19 protein-coding genes are annotated in these 17,331 nt (G+C 66.7%); 10 read left to right on the top strand and 9 right to left on the bottom strand.

Features of this window, described 5'->3' with window-relative positions:
• Positions 1 to 41 precede the first annotated feature (41 nt).
• From HEQ22_RS07680 to HEQ22_RS07700, 5 genes are all read right to left on the bottom strand, one after another.
• Entirely contained in the window at positions 42 to 827 is a 786-nt protein-coding gene (locus tag HEQ22_RS07680; protein ID WP_432770596.1) for a F0F1 ATP synthase subunit A, read from the bottom strand.
• Positions 828 to 895: 68 nt separating this feature from the next.
• The gene (locus HEQ22_RS07685; protein ID WP_432770597.1) at positions 896 to 1,216 is read right to left on the bottom strand and encodes an AtpZ/AtpI family protein; all 321 of its coding nucleotides are present in this window, start codon (positions 1,214 to 1,216) and stop codon (positions 896 to 898) included.
• Positions 1,217 to 1,450: 234 nt separating this feature from the next.
• Complete coding sequence (locus HEQ22_RS07690; protein WP_432770598.1) at positions 1,451 to 1,855, bottom strand: YdbL family protein; 405 nt, start codon at positions 1,853 to 1,855, stop codon at positions 1,451 to 1,453.
• A gap of 14 nt (positions 1,856 to 1,869) precedes the next feature.
• Complete coding sequence (locus HEQ22_RS07695; RefSeq protein ID WP_432770599.1) at positions 1,870 to 2,085, bottom strand: YnbE family lipoprotein; 216 nt, start codon at positions 2,083 to 2,085, stop codon at positions 1,870 to 1,872.
• The gene (locus HEQ22_RS07700) at positions 2,082 to 5,177 is read right to left on the bottom strand and encodes an intermembrane phospholipid transport protein YdbH family protein (RefSeq protein ID WP_432770600.1); all 3,096 of its coding nucleotides are present in this window, start codon (positions 5,175 to 5,177) and stop codon (positions 2,082 to 2,084) included. The genes HEQ22_RS07695 and HEQ22_RS07700 overlap by 4 nt, the downstream gene beginning before the upstream one ends.
• Before the next feature lie 250 nt (positions 5,178 to 5,427).
• Here HEQ22_RS07700 and radC point away from each other — a divergent pair, with 250 nt between their 5' ends.
• Positions 5,428 to 6,111 carry a RadC family protein gene (gene radC / locus HEQ22_RS07705; protein ID WP_432770601.1) on the top strand — a complete coding sequence of 228 codons (684 nt, stop codon included), beginning with the start codon at positions 5,428 to 5,430 and terminating at the stop codon, positions 6,109 to 6,111.
• Between the two features lie 67 nt (positions 6,112 to 6,178).
• Here the strand turns inward: radC and HEQ22_RS07710 are convergent, their stop codons facing one another.
• Positions 6,179 to 6,706, bottom strand: coding sequence for a calcium-binding protein (locus HEQ22_RS07710; protein ID WP_432770602.1), 528 nt, complete (start codon positions 6,704 to 6,706; stop codon positions 6,179 to 6,181).
• Between the two features lie 18 nt (positions 6,707 to 6,724).
• Positions 6,725 to 7,057 (bottom strand): hypothetical protein, encoded by a 333-nt coding sequence (locus tag HEQ22_RS07715; RefSeq protein ID WP_432770603.1) that lies wholly within the window; start codon positions 7,055 to 7,057, stop codon positions 6,725 to 6,727.
• Positions 7,058 to 7,257: 200 nt separating this feature from the next.
• Here HEQ22_RS07715 and purB point away from each other — a divergent pair, with 200 nt between their 5' ends.
• From purB to HEQ22_RS07760, 9 genes are all read left to right on the top strand, one after another.
• Positions 7,258 to 8,574 (top strand): adenylosuccinate lyase, encoded by a 1,317-nt coding sequence (gene purB, locus HEQ22_RS07720; RefSeq protein ID WP_432770604.1) that lies wholly within the window; start codon positions 7,258 to 7,260, stop codon positions 8,572 to 8,574.
• Between the two features lie 68 nt (positions 8,575 to 8,642).
• Positions 8,643 to 8,972: a lipopolysaccharide assembly protein LapA domain-containing protein gene (locus tag HEQ22_RS07725; RefSeq protein ID WP_432770605.1), complete on the top strand. Its 330-nt coding sequence runs from the start codon at positions 8,643 to 8,645 to the stop codon at positions 8,970 to 8,972.
• Positions 8,969 to 9,643 carry an orotidine-5'-phosphate decarboxylase gene (pyrF, locus tag HEQ22_RS07730; protein WP_432770606.1) on the top strand — a complete coding sequence of 225 codons (675 nt, stop codon included), beginning with the start codon at positions 8,969 to 8,971 and terminating at the stop codon, positions 9,641 to 9,643. The genes HEQ22_RS07725 and pyrF overlap by 4 nt, the downstream gene beginning before the upstream one ends.
• 6 nt (positions 9,644 to 9,649) lie before the next feature.
• Positions 9,650 to 10,024, top strand: coding sequence for a bleomycin resistance protein (locus HEQ22_RS07735; RefSeq protein WP_432770607.1), 375 nt, complete (start codon positions 9,650 to 9,652; stop codon positions 10,022 to 10,024).
• A gap of 7 nt (positions 10,025 to 10,031) precedes the next feature.
• On the top strand, positions 10,032 to 10,661 hold the full coding sequence (locus HEQ22_RS07740) for a phosphoribosylanthranilate isomerase (protein ID WP_432770608.1): 630 nt from the start codon (positions 10,032 to 10,034) through the stop codon (positions 10,659 to 10,661).
• Positions 10,658 to 11,923, top strand: coding sequence for a tryptophan synthase subunit beta (trpB, locus tag HEQ22_RS07745; protein ID WP_432770609.1), 1,266 nt, complete (start codon positions 10,658 to 10,660; stop codon positions 11,921 to 11,923). The genes HEQ22_RS07740 and trpB overlap by 4 nt, the downstream gene beginning before the upstream one ends.
• Complete coding sequence (gene trpA / locus HEQ22_RS07750) at positions 11,920 to 12,711, top strand: tryptophan synthase subunit alpha (protein ID WP_432770610.1); 792 nt, start codon at positions 11,920 to 11,922, stop codon at positions 12,709 to 12,711. Before trpB ends, trpA begins: the two co-directional genes overlap by 4 nt.
• Positions 12,708 to 13,559 (top strand): acetyl-CoA carboxylase, carboxyltransferase subunit beta, encoded by an 852-nt coding sequence (gene accD / locus HEQ22_RS07755; RefSeq protein ID WP_432770611.1) that lies wholly within the window; start codon positions 12,708 to 12,710, stop codon positions 13,557 to 13,559. The genes trpA and accD overlap by 4 nt, the downstream gene beginning before the upstream one ends.
• A 172-nt stretch (positions 13,560 to 13,731) precedes the next feature.
• The gene (locus tag HEQ22_RS07760; protein WP_432770612.1) at positions 13,732 to 15,048 is read left to right on the top strand and encodes a bifunctional folylpolyglutamate synthase/dihydrofolate synthase; all 1,317 of its coding nucleotides are present in this window, start codon (positions 13,732 to 13,734) and stop codon (positions 15,046 to 15,048) included.
• On the opposite strand, the gene HEQ22_RS07765 is transcribed toward HEQ22_RS07760, so the two are convergent.
• The gene (locus tag HEQ22_RS07765) at positions 15,045 to 16,451 is read right to left on the bottom strand and encodes an AmpG family muropeptide MFS transporter (RefSeq protein ID WP_432770613.1); all 1,407 of its coding nucleotides are present in this window, start codon (positions 16,449 to 16,451) and stop codon (positions 15,045 to 15,047) included. The two genes, HEQ22_RS07760 and HEQ22_RS07765, sit on opposite strands and share 4 nt — an antisense overlap.
• Positions 16,452 to 16,534: 83 nt before the next feature.
• Complete coding sequence (locus HEQ22_RS07770; RefSeq protein WP_432770614.1) at positions 16,535 to 17,272, bottom strand: DUF1223 domain-containing protein; 738 nt, start codon at positions 17,270 to 17,272, stop codon at positions 16,535 to 16,537.
• Between the last annotated feature and the right edge of the window lie 59 nt (positions 17,273 to 17,331).

The following is a 17,331-nucleotide window of genomic DNA, read 5'->3' on the forward strand; positions in this document are numbered from 1 at the left end:
GTAACTACTCCTTGGTGTAATCGTTTGAAATTAAACGTAACTTAGTGAAGGTTGACCGCGTCGTTGATGTACAGCGAGGTCAACAGGGCGAAAACATAGGCCTGGATGCCGGCGACCAGCAGTTCGAGCGCGCTGATCCCGATCATCAGGATAAAGCTGAGCACCGACACGATCGACCCGAGCCAAAGCGTTTCGGCGTTAAAGCCGTTGATCACGAAGCCCGACAGCACTTTCAGCAGCACGTGCCCGGCAGTCATCGCGACGAACAGCCGCAGTCCCAGGCTGAACGGGCGGACCATGAACGACACGAACTCGATCGGCGCGATGATCGGGATCATCGGCAGCGGCGTACCCTGCGGCACGAACAGCGAGAAGAAGTGCAGGCCGTGGCGCCAGAACCCGACGACCAGAACGATCGCAAAGCTGATCAGCGCGAGCACGCCCGTGATCGCGATATGGCTGGTCACGGTGAAGGGATGCAGCCCCAGCACGCCCAGCGGCAACATGCCGAGCAGGTTGCAGAACAGGATGAACATGAACAGCGAGAAGACGTAGGGCGTATATTTGCGGCCTTCGCTGCCGATATTCGCCATCATCATGTTCGAAATGAAGCCGGCGAAGCCTTCGACCGCGGCCTGCCAGCGACCGGGCACCAGCTGGCGGCGCATCCCGCCCCACATGAAAAGGCCGAGCGTAATCGCCGCGACCACCATCCACAGCGCGCTGTTGGTGAACAGGACCTCGTGCCCGCCGAGATTGAAACCGCCGCCGAGCGGGGTCACCTCGAACTGGTGCATCGGGTCGATCTTGCCGGATTCCGCCGCCACTACTCACTCCACGCTTCTGGCGAGGCGGCGGGTTCGCCGTCTCGCAGGAAATTTCGTTTTGCGTCCCGCTAGTTGCGAGGCGTCTTGGACAGGCGAATGATGTTCCGAAAGGCCACGATTATGCCCATGAACAACATCACCAACAAACCCCAGGGCGACGTCCCCGCGAAGCGGTCGATCAGCCAGCCGAACAAGGCTCCGCCGATCAATCCACCCAACAGTTCGGCCAACACGCGGTTGCCGAGCCGGTAGTTGGCATCGGATTCCGGTCCGGCGTTCACAGCGGTCCGTTTCGCTTCTGCGGCTTCGGCCCGGTCCAATCGCTCGGTGAGCGAGACCAGGCGCGAATCCTCCGAAGCTGCTTCCGGATCGCTGCCGTTCCCCGTCATTTCCCGCCATCCTCCTGAAACAGAACCGGAAAGCCCCGATTCCGCCTGCGAAAAAAGGCCCGAAAATTCGGGGGACCCCTAAGGCGCGGCCCGTTTAGGAATGCCGCCCAATTAAGTCAATGCCCGCGCGCCGCCGCGCCATCGTCGTGCCGCGCCCGCACGCAAAAATGCCGCCGCGTTTAGGGGCGCGGCGGCATTGCAGGACCCGCAGGTCCTTGTAAAAAGGGAATTACGTCACGGGCAGCGGCTGTCGCGCACCGGCGCGCTGCCGTCGCGGGTCAGCCAGCGCCCGTCGGGCGCCTGATATTTCTCGCCCGCCTTGGTGTTGGCGATCAGGTTGCAACCGCTGGTGAAGGCGAATTGCTCGACGGTGCTGCCCGTCGCCTGGGCGCGTTCGGTGTAAGCCGCTTTCCGTTTGATGTTCAGATCCTGGACGAGCGCCCGGATCGCCGGGGTCGGCGCCGTTGCAAAGCCCAGATAACCGTCGGTCTGCTCGCCAATCTGGCCGGCGGCGCGCGCGGCGGCATAGGCCGGATCGCGCTGCGCCATCGCCGACGGAACCGCGAGGGCGACCGCCGCCGTCGCAGCGATTGCGGCAAGCGCCAGTCCGGTCGGTTTCCACATCTTAAAACGCATCATGTCATTCCCTGTCATCAGAATATCTCGCTATTCTGCTCGATGAGCTTCTTGGCATCGCCATCCAGCCTGTACACCACTTCCTGCCGGATGTTGATGTTCAGATTGATCTCGATCGGCTTGTCGGGCGTTTCGATCTGGACGCAGCCGGCCAGGGCCGTCATCGCCGCGATCATTGCCAGACGCTGCCCACCGATGGCCTGCCTCCTTGCTCCGGTCTTGGTCATCTTCATTGCACAGGCTCGCTTTCTGGGGGCTGAACGGGGGCAGTGGGCGCCGCCGCGGCTTCGGCTTCCTCCTGCGCGCGCAACAGCGCGGGCAGATTTTGTTCGATCAACAGCGACGGATCGTAAAACCCCTTCGCCGAGGTCAGCAACTGGCGAAATGGCGCGCGAATCTTGACGTTGAACACGAACGGCAGCTTCGCGACCTGGTTGGTCAGGAAATTGCGCGTTGCGCCCTCACCCTGCCCCACCCCGCCAAAGCGGATATCGGTCACCATCTCACCATCCAGATCCCCGTTCAAAATGACCGTCAGATCGTCATATTTCAGGCTGCGCAGCGCGCCAAAGGCAAAATTGGCGATCGCGCCCAGATTGCGGTTCGACAGTTCACCGACATAGGCGAGCGTGCCGCCGCCGGCGCGCGAATCGATCCGCCCATCGACGATGCGGCCACCCATCTGATCGAATTCGACCGGCAGCGTGCCGTCGAAGACGCCGGTGGCGTTGATATTGTCGAAGCCGAAACTTTGCAGGAAGACCGCGGCATCGACCCCGACCAGGTCGAACGACAATCGCCGTGCCTGTTCGGCGTTGAAATCCAGCGTCGTGGGATGAAGCAGCAATTGTCCGCCGGCAAACGGCCAGCTGCCGCCCTCGACGCGCACCCGATTGTCGCCGAGCAACCGATATTCGATCTCGCCGTCGAGCACGGGAATGCCCGGATTGATCTCGGCGATCCGCGCGATCTGCCCCGGTGCCGATTTCAGCCCGATCAGATCGTCGAAGGTCAGCGTCGTCGTCAACCCCCGGACCGGACCGAAAGCGGCGGCGAGGCTGGTGTTGGCGGTGGCAAAGGTGCCGCGGCTCGTGACCCCGGCGGGGGTCCAGTCGATGCGTCCGTCGCCGACCACCGAACCCTCCACATTGGCGACGACACCCAGCGCGAGGCGGGTGAGCTGGTCGGGCTGGAACCCCTCGCCGAAGCGCAGTTCGCGGACCGTCAGGTCCGCCGAGCCGGTGCCGCTGTCCAGCCGGTGGCGGATCGCGGTGTCGAATATCTTCGTGCCGGTCTTTTGCTCGGCGAAGCCGGCGGTCGCCTCGATCGCGCCGTCGGCAAAACGCAGGCGCGCATCGTTGCTGACCAGCGGGACAAAGCGCGCGTCGGGCGCGGCGTCGGTCAGCACCAGCCCGCCATCGAGCGTCAGCGCGCCGCCGGCCCACTGCCAGCGGCCGGCAATGTCGCTCATGTTGAGCGGCACCACGCCGATCTTGCCGCTCGCGCCAGCAAGCTCGCCCGCCAGGCCGCCTGCTGCGGCGCGCCCGGTGATCCGCTCGGCCGCGAAGCGCGTGACGCTCTCGCCGTCGCCCAGCCGCACGTCGGCGCCCGCCAGCGCCCAGCGCATCGTCGCCAGATCGATCGTCGCCGGACCGCTGTCGACCGCGAGCGGTGATTCGCCGCTGGTGCCGCGCAGGCGGATGCCGGGGATACGGATCGCGCCTAGGACGCCGTTCTTCCCGGCGCTGAGCAAGGGCGCGCCCGGACGACTGCACAAGTCGATCGCGCTCGGCGCGAGGCGAAAGCCGGCTACCGCGATGCTGCGCGCGGTCACCCGGCTGCATCCGCCGTCGAGCGCAATCGCTCCGGTCGGGGCCACGGCGCCGCGCAGCGGCACGGCCAGTCCTTCGACGCGCCCGCCGGCGAGCGGCCCCGACAGCTCGGCGCGCGTCGCGAACCGCAACAGGCCGTTCGGCTCACCCGCAAAGCGCACTGGCGCCAGCGCCAGCCGCGCATTCCCGGCGCCATAGGGTTCGATCCGCGCGGTCCCGCTCACCGCACCGTCGGCGCGCCGGTCGAGGTCCAGCGTTCCTTCGGGCAGCTCCCCGCCGCCGAACCGCCACCGCCCCGCGGCGATCACCGCCGGGGTCGCGGCCCCAAAAATATAAGAAATGCGGCTGTCAGCGCTGCCGGTGAAGCGCGCGCCGCTGGCGCTCGCCAGTTCGGGCGCGATCAGGTCGATCCGCGCGCTCGTCCCTTCGCCGGCCAGCGCGAAGTCGGCGGTGCCGCCGGTGTCGGCCAGCATCCGCGCCACAGCGGCGGTCGCCTTGGTCGCCAGCGGTCCGATCGGGGTTCCCGCCAGCCCCGCCGCGCTTGCCGTTATCGAGCGGCGCAGACCTGCGCCGGCGCTCGCACGGGCGAAGCCGATGCTGCCGGCAAGCTGCGGCTCCATTTCGCCAACGGCGCCCTCGGCTTCGACGGTGACCGTCTCCGCCGCGAATTCGCCGCTGCGCAGCCGCGCCATTTCGGCATCGAGCGCAATCGTCGTGCGCGCCGCCGTCCCGTCGAAGCGCACCCGCACGCCCAGCCGGTCCGCCGCCGCATCGCCCGCAGTCAGCCGCGCGATGGCGGCATCGGCGCGGCCCTTCCAGCTCTGCAGATCCTCGGACAGCGACAGGTCGAGCGCGACCTGCGGGGTCGCCGCGGTCACCCCGCCATCGGCGCAAACGAGACTCCGACCGCGCAGCGGACCGACCAGCCGCGGGCGGACGTCGCGCACCGTCAGGGTCCCGTAAAAGCTGACGGCGTCGCTGGTGCACCCGGCGGCCGCGACCCGCGGGGCGACGAGCGCGAGCTTGCCGGCAAAATCGCGGCGCAGGTTGCCGCGGCCGTTCAGCGCCGCGCCAATGTCGCCCCACGGCGTCGCGACGCGCGCCCGCGCGTCGTTCAGGACGACGGCCAGGTCGGGCAAGGCGAACGGGTCGGTGCTGGTCGGGTCGCGAAACCGGTCGAGCGCCCCGAACGACAGCCGACCATCCGCAAACCCGCCGTAAAGCCGCACTCCGTCGGCGCGGATCTCCGACACATAGGGGCCCGACCAACCGTAACCGAGCGAAACGACCACCGTTTGTGCGATCAGGTCGGGGCGCGCCGGGTCGCCGATCACGACGTTCGACAGGCTCTCGGTTCGAAAGCCGATCGCGTCGATCGTGTAGCGCGCCGCGATGCCGCGGCTATCGAGCTGATCGCGGATGAAGCTGTCGGCGATCGGCTCGCGGGCAAGCCACGCTGCAGTCGCGAGCGCGGCGACCGCGGCTGCGGTCATCCAGCGCTTCTTGAACAAGATGGTGCGGAGGCGCCGTTTGGAGGGAGGCGGCTGGGGCGCTTGGTCACTCATCGGTGCGCTCGCGGGCGGTGATGACGCTCATATTCGGTCCTCATGCGCCCGGCGCGACGATCGTTCGTCATCCGATAACGCCAAAATGGCGCAATTGGCTGCAATAAAAGGACGTTGCCATAGGCCCCGAACCTTATGGCCGTTGAGTGCGCCTCACAAGCTGGTTATGCCTCGGCAAATGGGGGATGATGCGACGCCAGACCATATCGGCCACCGCGCGCGCCTGCGGGCGCGGCTGCTCCACGATGCCGAGGGGCTGGCCGATTACGAATTGGTCGAATATCTGCTCGCGCTCGCCATTCCGCGCCGCGACACCAAACCGCTGGCCAAGGCGCTGCTGCGCGAATTCGGCTCGCTCGCGCAACTGATCAGCGCCGATCCGGCAGCATTGCGGCGCATCGACGGTCTCGGCGACGCCGCGATCGCGGCGCTGAAAATCGTGCAGGCGTCCAGCCTGCGCCTGCTCAGCGGCGAATTTCGCGACAAGCCGATCCTCGCCAGCTGGGACGCGCTGCTCGACTGGCTGCGCGCCGACATGGGGCCGATCGACGTCGAGCGGGTGCGCGTCCTCTATCTCAATTCGCGCAACATGCTGATCCGCGACGAGGTGGCGAGCGAAGGGTCGATCGACCAATCGGCAATCTATGTTCGCGAAATCGTCAAGCGGGCGCTCGAACTCGGCGCGTCGGCGCTGATCCTCGTTCACAACCACCCGAGCGGCAATCCCGAACCCAGCCGCCAGGATATCGCGATCACCCGCGACATTGCCCTGGCGGCAGGCAAGCTCGGCATTGCGCTCCACGATCATATCATCATCGGAGGCGGCGACTATCGCAGTTTCCGCGCAATGGGGCTGATCTAGAGCCTTCAACCGCGAAAAAAACAGCCGCCGGATCGCTCCGGCGGCTGTCTTGGTCCGTCGTTAGCGCTTACGCGCCGCGCGACAGGAACCCGGTCAGTTCGGTCTTGCTGACCCCGCCCGACTTGTCGGCGTCGGCGGCGGCATAAGCCTGACCTATCCAGCTTTTCACGCCTTCCGATTCGGGATCGGTGCTGGGGTCGGTGGCGGCGCGCAGCTTTTTCATCCACGTGCCGAACTCGGCTTCGTTGAGTTCGCCGCTGGTATCGGCGTCATAAGTCGGAAATTCCTGATCGACGATCTGGGCGACCTGCGCCGGGGTCGCGGCGGTTCCCGACGGAGCCGGCTGCGCAGCGGCGCTGGGCGGCGTGCTCGTCGCGGGCGGCGTCGATCCCGGAGCCGGCGTCGGCGCGGGAGCCGGCTCGGTCGCGGGCGGCGGCGTCGTCGCATCGGGCATCGGGGCCGGTTCGGCGGGCGCCGGGGCCGGTTCCGACTGGGTCGGAGGCGCCATCGGGTCGTCGCCCGCCGGCGGGGTGGTCTGGGCGAGCGCCGGGAAACTGATCGCGGCGGCGCCGATCAAAAGGATCTGCTTCAACATGAAATTTCTCCTGTTATCTTATGCGGTCTGCGGAGCCGGATCGGGCTCGGTTTCAGGGGTCGGCGCATCCGGCGCGGTTTCATCGGCGTTCTCGTCGGTGGCACCTTCATCGGTCGCCTCGTCGGGGTCCGCCGGCGTCACATCGTCGGTGGTCGTCGTGTCGTCCGGCATGGTGCTGTCCGGCGCGGGAGCGGGTTCGACCGGCTGCGGCGGGGTCGGTTCAGCAGGCTCGACCGGAGCCGGTTCGGTCGGGCTCGGCGGGGCGGGGTTCTCGACCGGCGGCTCGGCCATCTGGGCCATCGCGGGAAAGCTCATCGCGGCGGCGCCGATCATAAGCATTTGTTTGATCACTGTTTTTCTCCTTAGTCGCGGCAGGAACTGCGGGTACGCGCTCCGCCGCTTTTCTGATGGGGCATAGGGCTAACCCGCCGGGTTTGCGGGGAGTTGCCGAATCCCGCGCATTGGCGAAACGTCCCGCCCCTGCTACGGGGCGCCCCATCGCGATTTCGTCCGATTCCTGCGATGGAGCGCCCTAAACGGAAGGAAATTCAATGGTTCCGCGTTACGCACGGCCGGATATGACCGCCATCTGGTCGGCGGAGAATCGTTTTCGCATCTGGTTCGAGATCGAAGCGCACGCCACCGACGCCCTCGCGGAGCTCGGCGTCGTCCCTCCGTCGGCCGCCAAGGCCTTGTGGGACTGGTGGGCGACGAACCCGGTCATCGACGTGCCCGCGATCGACGCCATCGAAGCGGTTACCAAACACGACGTCATCGCGTTCCTGACGTGGGTCGCCGAAAATGTCGGCGACGAAGCACGTTTCATGCATCAGGGGATGACGTCGAGCGACGTGCTCGACACCTGTCTGGCGGTGCAGCTGAGCGAGGCTGCCGACCTGCTGCTTGCCGATCTCGATGCGCTGCTCGCGGCGATCAAGCGCCGCGCCTTCGAACACAAGCTGACCCCGACGATCGGGCGCAGCCACGGCATCCACGCCGAACCCGTCACCTTCGGACTGAAGCTGGCCCAGGCCTATGCCGAGTTCGATCGCTGCAAGACGCGGCTGATCGCGGCGCGCGCCGACATCGCGACCTGCGCGATTTCGGGCGCGGTGGGCACATTCGCCAACATCGACCCGCGGGTCGAGGCGCATGTCGCCGCCAAGCTCGGCCTGTCGGTCGAACCCGTCTCGACGCAGGTCATCCCGCGCGACCGCCATGCGATGTTCTTTGCGACCCTCGGCGTCATCGCCGGATCGATCGAACGCCTCGCCACCGAAGTGCGCCATCTGCAGCGCACCGAAGTGCTGGAAGCCGAGGAATATTTCTCGCCGGGCCAAAAGGGCTCGTCGGCGATGCCGCACAAGCGCAACCCGATCCTCACCGAAAACCTCACCGGCCTCGCGCGCATGGTGCGCAGCGCGGTCGTTCCGGCGCTGGAAAATGTCGCGCTGTGGCACGAACGCGACATCAGCCATTCGTCGGTCGAACGCTTCGTCGGCCCCGACGCGACGATCACCCTCGACTTCGCGCTCGGCCGCCTGACCGGGGTGATCGACAAGCTGCTGGTCTATCCCGACCGCATGCAGAAGAATCTCGATCGCATGGGCGGTCTCGTCCATTCGCAGCGCGTCCTGCTGGCGCTGACGCAAGCGGGCGCCAGCCGCGAGGACAGCTATGCGCTGGTCCAGCGCAACGCGATGCGCGTGTGGGAAAGCGACGGCCAGCTCTCGCTGCTCGATCTGCTGAAAGCCGACGCAGACGTCACCGAAAAGCTGCCGGCCGACCGGCTGACGGAACTTTTCGACCTCGGCTATCATATGAAGCATGTCGACACGATCTTTGCGAGGGTGTTCGGCGCCGCCTAGCGCCGGACTGGAAACGCGGGCGGAACTGGCTTAGAAACGGCATCGACCGATCCGAGGAGCAATATAAAGTGGGAATCCTGCGCACCATCATCTGGGTTTTGCTGACCGTCATCCTCGTTGTGTTCGCGATGGCGAACTGGAGTCCGGTCACCGTCACGATCTGGCCGGGCCAGGTGCTCGACACCAAATTGCCGGTGCTGATCCTCGCCTCGTTCCTGATCGGCAGCGTGCCGATGTGGGTCGCGCTGCGCACCGGACGCTGGACGATGAAGCGCCGCCTCGACGCCAGCGAGCGCCAGCTCGCCGACCTGCGTGCGATGGCGAACCGCCCCGCCGAACCGGTGCCCGCGACCGTCCCCGTCAACGACATCCCGCCCTCACCGCTGGAGACACCATGAGCTCGCCGCTTTATCTCGCCATCGACACCACCCACCTCGACGCCGCGCTGACGCTGGCGCAAAAGGTGCGGCACCACGTCGGCGGGCTGAAGCTCGGGCTCGAATTCTTTTGCGCCAACGGCCATCACGGCGTCCACGAAATGGCGAAGCTCGGGCTGCCGATCTTCCTCGACCTGAAACTCCACGACATCCCGAACACCGTGGCCAAGGCGATCCAGGCGCTGCGTCCGCTCGAACCCGCGATCCTGACCGTCCACGCCGCCGGCGGCCGCGCCATGCTGGAAGAGGCGAAGGCGGCGGCAGGGCTAAATACCAAGGTGATCGCGGTGACCGTGCTCACAAGCCTCGACGGCCCCGACCTCGACGATATCGGCGTCGGCGGGACGCCGCACGATCAGGTCGTGCGCCTCGCGGCGCTGGCCCGCGAGTCGGGCGTCGACGGCATCGTCTGTTCGGGACAGGAAGTGAAGGCGGCGCGCAAGGCGTGGCCCGGCGGCTTCTACGTCGTGCCGGGGGTGCGCCCCGCGAACGGCAATGCCGGCGACCAGAAACGCATCGTCACCCCGGCGCAGGCGATGGGCGACGGCGCGTCGATTCTGGTCGTCGGTCGCCCGATCAGCCAGTCGCCGGACCCCGATCTCGCCGCGCGCGAAATCGAAGCGACGCTCTGACCCGTCATGGCCGATCATGCGACCCCGAATCTGCCATCGCGAAACTATGACGCGACCGCCGAATTTTATGCGCGGCTGGGCTTCGAATGCGGATGGCGCGACGACGGCTGGATGATCCTGCGCCGCGGCGGCGCGACGCTGGAATTTTTCCGCTACGACGATCTCGATCCCACCCAAAGTTCGTTTGGTTGCTGTTTGCGGCTCGACGATCTGGCAGCCTTTGTCGCGCAGGTTGGCGACGCCGGGGTGCCGGTCGCGCGTCAGGGCTATCCGCGGCTGCATCAGCCGAAGGTCGAGGCATCGGGGCTGAACATCGCCTATCTTGTCGATCTGGACGGCAGCCTGATCCGGATCATCCAGAACCAGGACGCGGCGCGTTAGGCCATCGATGTCCCCACTCGTCAAAATCTGCGGCCTGTCGACGGTCGACACGCTCGACGCGGCGATCCGCTTTGGTGCGACGCATATCGGCCTGGTCCATTATGCGCCCAGCCCGCGCCACGTCGATCTGGCGACCGCCGCCGCGCTGCGCCAGCAGGCCGGTTCGCGGGTCAAGGTGGCGCTGCTGCTCGTCAACGCCTCGCCGCAACTGCTCGGCGCTGCCTATAGCGCGGTGCAGCCCGACATCATCCAGTTTCACGGCACCGAAACCCCCGAATGGATCGCCAAGGTCAAACAGACGGTGCCCGTCGAGGCCTGGAAGGCGGTTGGGCTGAAAGACGCCGGCACGCTTGAGCGCAGCCAGCAATATCGTGGTGTCATCGATCGGCTGCTGTTCGACGCTCCGGCGCAAGCGCTGCCCGGCGGCACCGGGACGCGGTTCGACTGGTCGCTGCTGACCGGCCACCGGCACAGCATGGAGTGGGGGCTGGCGGGCGGGCTGACCCCGGCCAATGTCGGCGAAGCGCTCGCTGCCACCGGGGCGCCGCTCGTCGACGTGTCGTCGGGGGTCGAAAGCGCGCCGGGCGTGAAGGATGTGGACAAGATCGCCGCTTTCCTTAAAGCGGCGCGGTCATGAGCACCCAGCCCAACAGCGTTAGCAGTCAGCCCCCCTCGCAGGCGAATAGCCTGCGCCAACAACCCGACTCGCGCGGTCATTTCGGCATCTTCGGCGGCCGTTTCGTCGCCGAAACGCTGATGCCGCTCGTCCTCGACCTCGAACGCGAATATCGCGCCGCACAGAGCGACCCCGCCTTCTCCGCCGAGTTCGACGACCTGCTGACCCATTATGTCGGCCGCCCCAGCCCGCTCTACTATGCCGAGCGTCTGACCGAAGAACTGCGCAAGGACGCCCCCGCGGGCAAGGGCGCGCAAATCTGGTTCAAGCGCGACGAACTCAACCACACCGGCGCGCACAAGATCAACAATTGCATCGGCCAGATCCTGCTCGCGCGTCGCATGGGCAAGACGCGGATCATCGCCGAGACCGGCGCTGGCCAGCATGGCGTTGCGACCGCGACCGTCTGCGCGCGTTTCGGCCTGCCGTGCGTGATCTATATGGGCGCGCGCGACATGGAGCGGCAGCAACCGAACGTGTTCCGCATGAAATTGCTCGGCGCGCAGGTGATCGGGGTCGAAAGCGGGGCGCGGACGCTGAAGGACGCGATGAACGAGGCGCTACGCGACTGGGTCGCCAACGTCCACGACACTTTCTACATCATCGGCACCGCCGCCGGGCCGCACCCCTATCCCGAACTCGTCCGCGAATTTCAGAGCGTGATCGGCAAGGAAGCGCGCGCGCAATTGCTCGAACGCACCGGGCGTCTGCCCGACCTGCTCGTCGCTGCAATCGGCGGTGGATCGAACGCGATCGGGCTGTTCCATCCCTTTCTTGATGACCCGTCGGTTCGGATGCTCGGCGTCGAAGCCGCCGGCCACGGCCTCGACAAGGAACATGCCGCCAGCCTCGCGGGCGGCGCCCCCGGCATCCTCCACGGTAACCGCACCTATCTGCTCCAGGACGAAGACGGCCAGATCGACGAGGCGCATTCGATCAGCGCCGGGCTCGATTACCCCGGCATCGGCCCCGAACACGCCTGGCTGCGCGACATCGGCCGCGTCGAATACACCAGCGCCACCGACACCGAAGCGCTCGACGCCTTCCAATTGCTCTGCCGCACCGAAGGCATCATCCCCGCGCTCGAACCGTCGCACGCGATCGCCGCGGTGACCAAGGTGGCGCGCGAGATGGACCGCGACGCGATTATCGTCGCCAATCTGTGCGGCCGCGGCGACAAGGATATCTTCACCGTCGCCGAGGCGCTGGGAACGCAGATATGACCCGTTTCGCCGCCGCCTTCGCCAAACCCCACGCCGCGCTCGTCACCTTCGTCACCGCGGGGGACGGCGACACCGCCGCGATCCTCGACGCATTGGTCGCGGGGGGAGCCGACGTCATCGAACTCGGCATGCCGTTCACCGATCCGATGGCCGATGGCCCGGCGATCCAGGCCGCGAACCTGCGCAGCTTTGCCGCTGGAACGACAACCGCCGACATCCTCGGCATCGCCAAGGGCTTTCGCGCCCGCCACCCCGACGTCCCGCTGGTGTTGATGGGCTACGCCAACCCGATGACCGTTCGCGGCGCCGACTGGTTCGCCGCCGCGTGCCAGGATGCGGGCGTCGACGGCATCATCTGCGTCGATATTCCGTTCGAGGAAGACGACAGCCTTGGCCCTGCGCTGCGCGCCGCCGGGGTTGACCAGATCCGCCTCGCCACCCCAACCACCGACGCGGCGCGCCTGCCCGCGGTGCTCGATGGCGCGGGCGGGTTCCTCTATTACGTCAGCGTCGCCGGGATCACCGGGCTGCAACAGGCGGCGCAGGCGAGCATCGAAGAAGCTGTCGCCCGCCTTCGCACCCAGACCGAGCTGCCGATCGCGGTCGGCTTCGGCGTCCGCACCCCCGAACAGGCCGCACAGATCGCCAGCGTCGCCGATGGCGTCGTCGTCGGCTCGGCGCTGGTCGAACTCGTCGCGCAGCATGGTGCCGACGCGCCGCGCCACATCGAAACCTTCACCCGCAGCCTCGCCGCTGCTATCCACGGCGCAAAGGAGATCGCCGCATGAGCTGGCTCGACCGCGTCCGCAACGCCCTGCCCTTCACCGCGAAGCGCGATACCGCCGACAACCTGTGGCACAAATGCCGCCAGTGCCAGCAGATGGTGTTCGTCAAGGAATGGGAGGACAATCTCAACGTCTGCCCGCGCTGCGACCATCACGATCGCATCGGCGCCAAGGAACGCTTCGCGCAGCTGTTCGACGGCGGCCAGCACGAGATGATCGCGGCGCCCGCCGCGCCCGAAGACCCGCTGAAATTCCGCGACACCAAGAAATATGTCGATCGCATCAAGGCCGCGCGCGCGCAGACCGGCGACCGCGACGCGTATCAGAACGCGTTCGGCCGCATCGCGGGCCAGCCGGCGGTGGTCGGCGTTCAGGATTTCGCCTTCATGGGCGGGTCGATGGGGGTCGCGGTCGGCGAAGCCTTTGTCGCCGGGGTCGAACAGGCGATCCGGCGCGGCTGCCCCTATATCGCGATCACCGCGGCGGGCGGCGCGCGGATGCAGGAAGGAACGCTGTCGCTGATGCAGATGCCGCGCGCCACGGTGGCGCTTGCGCGCCTGCGCCGCGCCGGCCTGCCCTATATCGTGCTGCTCACCGATCCCACGACGGGCGGCGTCACCGCCAGCTATGCGATGCTCGGCGATGTCCAGATCAGCGAACCCAAGGCGCTGATCGGCTTTGCCGGCCAGCGGGTGATCGAGAACACAATCCGCGAAAAACTGCCCGAAGGCTTTCAGCGCGCCGAATATCTGCTCGACCACGGGATGATCGACATGGTGGTCCACCGGAAAGAGTTGCCCGAGACGCTGGGACGGCTGATCGGCTATCTGGCGCCAGAGAAGGCGGCGTAGGACTTCTCCTCCCTGCAAGGGAGGGGGTGTCACGAGGCACGTGACTCGTTACACGGGTGGGTCTCGGCATTCGGGGCTCGATGTCCCGAACGCTGAAATCTCTCCGACGTTGCCGCGCGGCTTCGCCGCGCACCCACCCCCAGCCCCTCCCTTGCAGGGAGGGGAGGATCCGATGCCCGACCACGCCCACAGCTCCGACCCCGCGGTGCAGACCCAACTCGATCGCCTGACCGCGCTCTCGCCCGGTCGCGACATCCTCGGCCTCGAGCGCATCGCCGAGCTTTGCGCGCGCCTCGGTAACCCGCAGAACCAACTGCCGCGCACCTTCCACGTCGCGGGCACCAACGGCAAAGGCTCGACCTGCGCCTTCCTCCGCGCCATCCTCGAAGCGCAGGGGCGCACCGTTCATAGCTACACCAGCCCGCACCTCGTCCGCTTCAACGAGCGCATCCGCCTGGCCGGGACGCTGATCGACGATGCGCTGCTCGCCGCCCTGCTCGAAGAAGTGCTCGACGTCGCGCACGATCTGCAGGCCAGCTTCTTCGAAGTCACCACCGCCGCCGCCTTCCTCGCCTTTGCACGCACCCCCGCAGACGATTGCATCGTCGAGGTTGGCCTCGGCGGCCGCCTCGACGCGACCAACATCATCCCCACCCCCGCGGTGTGCGGGATCGCCTCGCTCGGCATCGACCATGAGGCATTCCTGCTCGCGCCCGAGGCCGGCACCCCCGACGACCCCGCGGTCCGCATCGCCTGGGAAAAGGCCGGGATCGTCAAACCCGGCGCGTTGCTCGCGACCCTCGCTTACCCCGCCCCGCTCGGCCATGTCATTGCGGCGCGCGCCGAGGCCGCGGGCGTCGTGCCCTTCGTCGAGGGTGACGGCTGGTCGGTCGAGCCGGTCGGCGACGCCTTTCGCTGGGTGTCGCAGGATGGCGCGCTGCCCGCGCTGTTCCAACCGCGCATGGCGGGCGCGCACCAGATGCGCAACGCGGGGCTGGCGATCGCGATGCTCCACCTCGCGCCCGGCCCCCGCCCCGACGCCGCCACGACCGCTCGCGGCGTCGCCGCCGCCTTCTGGCCCGCGCGCCTACACCGGCTCGCCCCCGGTCCGCTCACCGCGCTCCTTCCCGCCGGCACCGAGGTCTGGCTCGACGGCGCGCATAATGCCGATGCCGGGGTGCAGCTGGCGCGCCACTTCGCCGCCGACACCCGCCGTATCCACCTGATTGCGGGGATGCTCGCCAACAAGCATCCCGATGCGATCCTCGCGCCGCTCGCCGGTCGGCTCGCGTCGATCAGTGTCGTGCCGATTGCCGGCCACGACCATCACCCCGCCGCGGCGTTCGGTCCGCAAGCGAGAGCAGCCGTATCGATCGTCGACGCGTTCAGCCGACTGGCGATTGATCCAGCGCGGGATATCGTGCTGATCGCTGGCTCGCTCTATCTGGCAGGTGCGCTACTCGACGAGAACGACGAGGCGCCAGACTAAGCGGCAGCGGCCGGAGGCGGCGTTTCATGACCGTCATCCTCTGTGCCGGGCTGGCGCACGCTCTGGACGACATAACCTTTGTGCCACAGCAACCAAAGCAGCAGCATCCCGGGGACGGCGGCGACAATGGTAATGGCCCAGAAGCCGACCCAGCCGAATGTTACGGCGAGATAACCCGCGGGCGCTGCCATAAACGTCCGTCCGACCCCAGCAAAGGACGACAAAAGCGCAAATTGCGTTGCCGTATAGGCCAGGCTCGACAGACCGGACAAATAGGTCACGAAAACGGTCAAGCCGATACCGCTGGTCACATTCTCGGTCGCGATCGCCGCCACCAGCAGCCAATAATTTTCCCCGCTTGCCGCAAGCAGCATGAACATGGCGTTGGAAAACATCATCAACAGTCCGGATACCAGCAGCGCCCGGCCCATTCCGAGCCACAGCATGAACGGGGCGCCCAGTGCGGACCCGACGATCAACGCGCCAAAACCCCATAGTTTATTCGCGGATACATAATCGAGATCGGGATAGCCCAAAACGACGATCATTGGGCCGAGCATCGTCTGTCCCATTGCATCGCCGACCTTGTAAAGCAGGACGAAAGCCAAAATGATGAAGGCACCGTGGCGGGTCAAGAACTCGCGGAATGGGTTGACGACCGTCTCTTTCAGCCATTGCCCGGGGGTCATGCCGCTCGCTTCGGCAAAGCGATCGATGAATTTGCCGGGTCCGGCCCACAATGCCCCGACGATCGCGGGAATGATGCAGAATGCCGTCAACCCATAAGCGGTGGCCCATCCGAGCCCCAGTCCTTCGCTCGATGCGAAATAGACGGTGCCGGCACCCGCAATCAGATTCCCCGTGCGGTATCCGAACTGGTTGGTGGCCGTACCATGCGCGAATTCGTCGTCTTCCAGTATCTCGATGCGATAGGCGTCGATGACGATATCCTGCGTCGCCGATAAAAAAGCGACGACTAGCGCCCACAGCGCGAAAGTCGTCAGATTGCCGGGCTGGGGATCGCTCGCTCCCAATTGCCAGATAGCGCCGAATAGCAGCGCCTGAATCAGGAATAGCCAACCCCTGCGTTGACCAAAGGTCCGGGTCAAAAACGGCAAAGGCAGTTTGTCGACCAGAGGCGCCCACAGAAATTTCAGCGTATAAGGCGTGCCCAACGCAACCGCGAAGCCAATGGTGGTCGGGTCGATGCCGACCTTTGCCAGCCAGAAGGTCATCGTCGCAATCAGCAAGGTCAGCGGGAACCCGCTCGATATTCCGAGCAAGAAGGTGACCATCGGATTCTTGCGCAAATAGGGTCTGAAAGCCGGAACCGACAAGGCCACCAGAACGAGGCCGCCCAGCACCGCCACAAAGATGATGAAGCGCAGTAAATCGACCGACATGCCGTCCCTTTCCCGACAACCGCGGCGCGAATGCCATGATTATCGATGACGGGCCTAACTCCTCGCTGGCAAATTGGAAGCGCCTATTTGGCGGGGCGAGTGCTCCAGCGCACGGCCCGTACCCGGCCGCCCTGCCGGTCCTGCAATATCGCCGCCCAGCGGTCGGCGCCGGGCTGCCCGCCGATGCCCGCGGGGATGACCGCGCTGCACGGCGTATCGGCGGCGCAGGCCGTCGCCGCCTCGTTCAGCACGACATTGGTATAGCCGATCGCGCGCCCGCCATTCTCACCGCGCACGATCTTCACCGGGCGCGATTTGGCCACTGCGACGAAGCGCAGTTCGGCGCCGGGCGCCGCCTGCGACGCGGTGACGCGGTCGCCCGTCTGTGTCAGCATTATCGGTTTTGCGCTCCGCGCCGCCGCGATCAGCGCGCGCAGCCTGGGCTCGTCCGATCCGACGGTCGCGGTCGATCCCTGCACCACCGCTCCGGGCGTATACACCCCGCTGCCGGGCAGACCGCGCGCGGCATAGCGGCGCTGCAAGACGTCGTTTTCGCCGCGCGCCAGCGTGTCTTTCCACCCCAGCCGGTCCCAATAGGTCACCGGGCGGCTCAGCGCGACGATGCCGCCACCGGCGTCGAGCCGCGACAACAGGCGGTCGGCGGGCGGGCAGGATGAACAGCCCTGGCTGGTAAATAGTTCGACGAGCACCGGCGCGGCGCCGATCGCCGATTTTGCCGGGCGCTCTCTGGCATCGAGCGCGGCCAGCGTTGTGCCCGCCACCGCAAGCATCGTTCCCAGGATCAAAATATTGCGCATCATCGCTCCAACCTGCCCCGAACCCTTCTCTCACGGTTCGCGCGCACGCGGCGAAAGGTTAC

The organism is Sphingopyxis sp., assembly GCF_050916055.1.
GTDB lineage: Bacteria > Pseudomonadota > Alphaproteobacteria > Sphingomonadales > Sphingomonadaceae > Sphingopyxis.

Bases quoted from the DNA above. Each gene is read 5' to 3' on its own strand.
- HEQ22_RS07765 (WP_432770613.1), bottom strand. From the start codon at position 16,451: ATGTCGGTCGATTTACTGCGCTTCATCATCTTTGTGGCGGTGCTGGGC.
- HEQ22_RS07740 (WP_432770608.1), top strand. From the start codon at position 10,032: ATGTCCCCACTCGTCAAAATCTGCGGCCTGTCGACGGTCGACACGCTC.
- purB (WP_432770604.1), top strand. From the start codon at position 7,258: ATGGTTCCGCGTTACGCACGGCCGGATATGACCGCCATCTGGTCGGCG.
- HEQ22_RS07685 (WP_432770597.1), bottom strand. From the start codon at position 1,216: ATGACGGGGAACGGCAGCGATCCGGAAGCAGCTTCGGAGGATTCGCGC.
- accD (WP_432770611.1), top strand. From the start codon at position 12,708: ATGAGCTGGCTCGACCGCGTCCGCAACGCCCTGCCCTTCACCGCGAAG.
- radC (WP_432770601.1), top strand. From the start codon at position 5,428: ATGGGGGATGATGCGACGCCAGACCATATCGGCCACCGCGCGCGCCTG.
- trpB (WP_432770609.1), top strand. From the start codon at position 10,658: ATGAGCACCCAGCCCAACAGCGTTAGCAGTCAGCCCCCCTCGCAGGCG.
- HEQ22_RS07710 (WP_432770602.1), bottom strand. From the start codon at position 6,706: ATGTTGAAGCAGATCCTTTTGATCGGCGCCGCCGCGATCAGTTTCCCG.
- pyrF (WP_432770606.1), top strand. From the start codon at position 8,969: ATGAGCTCGCCGCTTTATCTCGCCATCGACACCACCCACCTCGACGCC.
- HEQ22_RS07690 (WP_432770598.1), bottom strand. From the start codon at position 1,855: ATGATGCGTTTTAAGATGTGGAAACCGACCGGACTGGCGCTTGCCGCA.
- HEQ22_RS07770 (WP_432770614.1), bottom strand. From the start codon at position 17,272: ATGATGCGCAATATTTTGATCCTGGGAACGATGCTTGCGGTGGCGGGC.
- HEQ22_RS07700 (WP_432770600.1), bottom strand. From the start codon at position 5,177: ATGACCGCAGCCGCGGTCGCCGCGCTCGCGACTGCAGCGTGGCTTGCC.
- HEQ22_RS07695 (WP_432770599.1), bottom strand. From the start codon at position 2,085: ATGAAGATGACCAAGACCGGAGCAAGGAGGCAGGCCATCGGTGGGCAG.
- trpA (WP_432770610.1), top strand. From the start codon at position 11,920: ATGACCCGTTTCGCCGCCGCCTTCGCCAAACCCCACGCCGCGCTCGTC.
- HEQ22_RS07760 (WP_432770612.1), top strand. From the start codon at position 13,732: ATGCCCGACCACGCCCACAGCTCCGACCCCGCGGTGCAGACCCAACTC.
- HEQ22_RS07735 (WP_432770607.1), top strand. From the start codon at position 9,650: ATGGCCGATCATGCGACCCCGAATCTGCCATCGCGAAACTATGACGCG.